The sequence below is a fragment of the Methylibium sp. genome, from assembly GCF_013817365.1.
Classification (GTDB): Bacteria; Pseudomonadota; Gammaproteobacteria; order Burkholderiales; family Burkholderiaceae_C; genus Methylibium.
Genome location: NZ_JACDCU010000303.1, coordinates 1 through 5128, shown reverse-complemented (window position 1 = coordinate 5128; position 5128 = coordinate 1). Strand labels below are relative to the sequence as shown.

Here is a 5128-nt window from a genome sequence, read left to right as displayed (position 1 = left end):
ATGTCACTCCGGCCAGCGCCGGCGCGGCCCTGCGCGCCGCCTGCGACGCGTCGGGTACGCCGCGCGGCGGACAGCGCGACGCGCTGATCGAGGACATCTGCGCTCTGGTGGCCCGCTTCGCTCGCATCGCGGGCAGCGCGTCGGTTCGGCTGCGCCTTCAAGCCGTCGGCGACGACGCCTGCCGCCGCTGGCACCGCGACTGCGTGCCGCTGCGCCTGCTGAGCACCTACCGCGGCCCGGCAACGCAGTGGCTGGAGCCCGCGCGCGGCGCGCTCGCGCTGGCAAGGCCCGACGAGGACGTGGACGCACCGTTCTTCATGTCCCCTCATGCCGTCGGCTTGTTCAAAGGCTGCGGCTTCATCGAACACACTCACGAGAGCGGCATCGTCCACCGTTCGCCCCGCATCGCAGGCACGGGCGTGACGCGCCTCGTGCTGTGTCTGAACTCCGCGCCGGCCGGGATGCTCGAAGTGCCGGGATGAGTCCGGCGCACCTCACTCGGCGTTGCCCGGGCGTTTCGGGCGTTGCGGGCGCTGGCGAAGCAGCAGTACGCAAAAGTTCGTCTTTTCCACCCCTCGAAATCACCCCTCGAAACCATTACTCGAAAGGTTCTCCTATGCCAACCAATCGGAACCTCATCTCCGTGCGCGCAATCGCGCTGTCGGGCGCGCTGCTCGTGCCCACCGCGCTCCTTGCGCAGGGGCACGCCCATGTGCACGGCCTGGTGAACCTCGACGTCGCTGTGGAAGCCCAGACGCTCACGGTCGCCCTCGAAGCGCCCCTGGACAGCCTGCTCGGCTTCGAGCACCGGCCGCGCACCCCCGCGCAGCGCAAGGCCGCCGATGACGCGATGAAGCGCATGAACGACGGGGCGTCGCTGGTTCGGCCGGCCGCGGCGGCACAGTGCAAGCTTGCGAAGACGACCGTCGAATCCGAGGCTCTGCAATCCACCGCGCCCGCGGGCGGCAAGGAAGACGAGCACGCCGACCTCGACGCCACCTTCGTGTTCACCTGCGCGCAGCCCGACAAGCTCGCTTCGATCGAGCTCGGCCTGTTCGACGCCTTCAAGCGCATCAAGCGCATCGAGGTGCAGGTGGCCGGCCCGCAGGGGCAATCGAAGCAGACGCTCGAGCGCCCGCAGAAGTTGCTGAAACTCGCGCGGTGAGCACCCCTGAAACGAGGCAGCCGCTGCTGAGCATCGAGGGCTTGCGGTTTCGCTGGCCGCGGGCCCAGCGCGACTGTGTGGCGATCGAGCGCTTCGAGCTGCTGCCCGGCGAGACGGTGTTCGTGCGCGGACCCAGCGGTTGCGGCAAGAGCACGCTGCTGTCGCTGGCGGCCGGCGTCTTGACGGCAGACGAGGGCACTGTTCGCCTGCTCGGCAGCGACTGGCGAGCGCTCTCGCCGGTGCGGCGCGACCGCCTGCGCGCCGATCACGTCGGCTACGTCTTCCAGCAGTTCAACCTGCTGCCGTATCTCTCGGTGCTCGACACGTGCTGCTGCCTTGCCGTTTCTCGACCCGGCGCGCGACGCGCTCGACCGAGAGCGGCGTCGCCGCCGCGCAGACGGCAAGTCGCCTGCTCGAACGCCTCGGGCTCGACGCTGCGCTGTGCCGACGCAGCGCGTCGGAACTCTCGGTCGGCCAGCAGCAGCGCGTGGCGGCGGCACGTGCCCTCGTCGGCCGGCCCGAACTGGTGATCGCCGACGAGCCGACCTCAGCGCTCGACGAAGCCTTGCGCGAGTCCTTCATGCGCCTGTTGCTGGGGGCCTGCGCCGACGCCGGCAGCGCCCTGCTGTTCGTGAGCCACGACGCGCGCCTCGCACCGCAGTTCGATCGGCAGGTCGACTTGCCAACGCTCAACCGTGCCACCGCCGCCGAGGCATCGGCATGAAGGCGCTGCTGAACCTGGCCGCGCACAGCGCCTGGAACCGGCGCTTCGTGCTCTCGCTCGTGGTGTTGTCGATCGCGCTGTCGACCCTGCTGCTGCTCGGCATCGAGCGCATCCGCACCGACGTGCGCGAGAACTTCTCGCAGTCGGTGTCGGGCACCGATCTCATCGTCGGTGCGCGCACCGGCCCCGTGCAGTTGCTGCTGTATTCGGTGTTTCGCATCGGCAGCGCGACCAACAGCATCGGCTGGAGCAGCGTGCAGGCGATCGCGCGGCACAAGGCGGTGGCCTGGACGGTGCCCATCTCGCCGGGCGATTCGCACCGCGGCTTTGCGGTCGTGGGCACGTCGCGCGATTACTTCGAGCACTTCCGCCACGGCAATCGCGAGCCGCTGGTGCTGGCGCAGGGCCGGCCGTTCGAGTCGGTGTTCGACGCCGTGCTGGGTGCCGACGTGGCCCGGCAGCTCGGCTACGTTCTCGGTGAACGCCTCGTGCTCAGCCACGGCGACGGCGCGATGGCCGCCAACGACCACGCCGACAAGCCCTTCACCGTGGTCGGCATCCTGCAGCGCACCGGCACGCCGGTCGACCGCTCGGTGCACATCGGGCTGGACGGCATGCAGGCGATCCACCTCGACTGGATGGCCGGCGCGCCGCTGCCCGGGCTGTCGGTGCCGGCCGACCAAGTCAGCCGCCACGATCTCACGCCTCGCAGCGTGACGGCGCTGCTGGTCGGGCTGAAGAGCCGGGCCGCGGTGTTCTCGGTGCAGCGCGAGGTGGCCGGCTTCGAGGCCGAGCCGCTGATGGCCATCCTGCCCGGCGTCGCGCTCGACGAGCTGTGGGACGTGGTGGGCATCGGCGAACGCGGCCTGCTGGCGATGACGGCTCTGGTGGCACTGGTGAGCCTGGCCGGGCTGGTCGCCGTGATCATGGCCGGCCTGAACGAGCGGCGCCGCGAGCTCGCGATCCTGCGTGCGGTGGGCGCCGGGCCACGTCAGCTCATGTTCCTGCTGGCGGCGGAGGGCGCGCTGGTCACCCTGTGCGGCGTGGTGCTGGGCTGCGCCGTGTACGCTGTCCTCGTGCTGGCGCTGGGCGGCTGGACGGCGACGCAATTCGGCGTGGCGCTGCGCCTGCAGGCGCCTTCGCAAAACGAGGTGCTGCTGGTCGCAAGCGTGCTCGTCGGCGGCTGGCTGGCCAGCCTGCTGCCTGGCATTCGCGCCTACCGCCTGTCGCTGATCGACGGGCTTTCTCCGAGGGTTTGAGCGATGAAGAAGCGCCTTTTGCTCGCCCTGCCGTTGCTCTTCGCCTGTGCGGCTGCCAGCCTGCCGGCGGCCGCGGCGGAGGCCAAGCCGCCTGCTGCGCCGCAGTCCGCCGAGTTCAAGGAGATCGATTGGGAGGAGCTGGTGCCCAAGGGCTGGAACCCGCTGGAGCACTTCAAGGACATGGACCTGGGCATGCTCAGCGACAGCAGTCCGCGCGTGCTCGAGGCGATGCGCGAGCTGCGGCAGATCTGGGACACCGCGCCGACCAACAGCGAGATGGACGGCACCAGAATCAAGCTGCCCGGCTACGTGGTGCCGCTGGAGCAGGTGAAGGGCGAGCTGAAGGAGTTTCTGCTCGTGCCTTATTTCGGCGCCTGCATCCACAGCCCGCCGCCGCCCGCCAACCAGATCATTCACGTCATTGCCGACAAGCCGGTGAAGGGCTTTCGCACGATGGACACCGTGTGGGTCAGCGGCACCTTGAAGACCTTCCGCCAGGACTCGGCCATGGGCACGAGCGGCTACCGAATGCAAGCCGTGGTGATCGATCGCTACGAGCCGCCGGCGCAGCGCTGATCCCCCGGCAGACGCAGCGCGTCGCCGCGACGGTTGTCGAGCGGCTGATCGGCTTGACCGGCAAGCTCAGCACCCGGTCAGGGCGGCAGCGACCACCGCCGGAGGATGCGTTCCGGGGTCGCGCACCGGATCGGATTCGTCGGGTGCCGGCGGATCGTCGACCTTCGGCGGAACGAGGTCCGGGCCGGTGGGCGGTGGCTCGGGAGGGTGTTGCGGAGAAGGCGGCTCGGGGTGCGGCGGGATCGTGTGAGCGCGCAGAGTCCTGAGGGCAACGGTCGGGGAGGGAAGTGGCAGGTTCATGAGAGCAGCGGAGCAAGCGGCATACCGCTCGCGAACGGGTGACATGCGAAGCGTCCGCGGGTCTTGTGAAAGCCCGGCATGACGCTTCGAGCCGTGCGCCGGTCAGTGACGGCCGGCCAAGCTGGGAGGCCTCATCTCCAGCCGCAGGTAGGCCAGGCCCGCCAGCAGCAGCGGCGCGAGGTAGTAGACGAGGCGGTACACGAGCAGCGCCGACACCAGCGCGGCCATCGCCACCTGGCCGCCGAGCAGGGTGATGAACACCGCTTCGGTCACGCCCAGGCCGCCCGGCACGTCGACCACCGCCAACGCCGTCGCGCACACCAGCAGCACGCCGAGCACGGTGACGAAAGGAACCGCCTGCTGCAGCAGCGCGAACAGGCCTGCGGCGATCAGCGCCCACTGCAGCACCGACAGCGCGCACTGCGCGAGGGCGAAGCGCAGGGAAGGCAGCTGCAGTGTCTGTCCGAACACCGTCCACGAGCGAACGCGCGACAGGCCGCAAAGCGCGAAGTAGGCCAACGCGGCGCCGAGAAAGGCGCAGCCGATCGCCTGCAGGAGCTCCGGCGACGTGCCGGCGCCGAACGGCGCACCGCCCAGCTGCAGCGCCAGCAGCAGCCCGGCGAGCACCAGAAAGCCGAGCCAGTTGCTCACGAAGCACACCAGCCACAGCCGGGCCACCGTGCCGGTCTTGACGCCGAGGCGGCCGTAGGCGCGAAAGCGCAGGCCCACGCCGGCAGCGCCCAGGTTGAGCGCGAACGCATGGCTGACGAAGCCGAGCGCGAGGACGTGGCGCGTCTTCAGCCGGTGGCGCGTGTAGCGGCGGCCCAGCAGATCGAAGCCGCAGTAGGCGACATAGCTGAGCGCGCTGAACGCCGCGCCCGCTGCCAGCGCCCGCGTGGGAAACCGGCTCAGGGTGGCGACGAGCTGGTCCGCGTCGAGCGTGCGCAACTGCACCACGAGCAGTGTGACGGCCAGCCCGATGAAGCCGGCAGTGAACAGGCGCCGCAACCACGGCCAGGCGTCTCGAAGCATCTGCAAGCGCGGGCAAGGCGCGCTCCCGCCCGGCTCGCCGCCGACGGCGCCGCCGCTCACTGCGGAGGCATC

At 70.3% G+C, this 5128-nt stretch carries 5 protein-coding genes and 1 pseudogene; 5 read left to right on the top strand and 1 reads right to left on the bottom strand.

The window, feature by feature from the left end; genetic code table 11:
• From H0W38_RS16180 to H0W38_RS16155, 5 genes and pseudogenes are all read left to right on the top strand, one after another.
• Positions 1–482, top strand: a 482-nt coding sequence (locus tag H0W38_RS16180; RefSeq protein WP_292455958.1) for a DUF1826 domain-containing protein, incomplete at its 5' end; no start/stop codon positions are given.
• A gap of 134 nt (positions 483–616) precedes the next feature.
• Positions 617–1165: a DUF2796 domain-containing protein gene (locus H0W38_RS16175; protein ID WP_292455957.1), complete on the top strand. Its 549-nt coding sequence runs from the start codon at positions 617–619 to the stop codon at positions 1163–1165.
• Positions 1162–1889, top strand: a pseudogene (locus H0W38_RS16170) (ATP-binding cassette domain-containing protein). Before H0W38_RS16175 ends, H0W38_RS16170 begins: the two are co-directional and overlap by 4 nt.
• Entirely contained in the window at positions 1886–3148 is a 1263-nt protein-coding gene (locus H0W38_RS16160; RefSeq protein ID WP_292455952.1) for an ABC transporter permease, read from the top strand. Before H0W38_RS16170 ends, H0W38_RS16160 begins: the two are co-directional and overlap by 4 nt.
• 3 nt (positions 3149–3151) lie before the next feature.
• Positions 3152–3724, top strand: coding sequence for a DUF3299 domain-containing protein (locus H0W38_RS16155; protein WP_292455949.1), 573 nt, complete (start codon positions 3152–3154; stop codon positions 3722–3724).
• 402 nt (positions 3725–4126) lie between these two features.
• Here the strand turns inward: H0W38_RS16155 and H0W38_RS16150 are convergent.
• On the bottom strand, positions 4127–5128 hold a 1002-nt coding region (locus H0W38_RS16150; RefSeq protein WP_292455947.1), incomplete at its 5' end, for a lysylphosphatidylglycerol synthase domain-containing protein.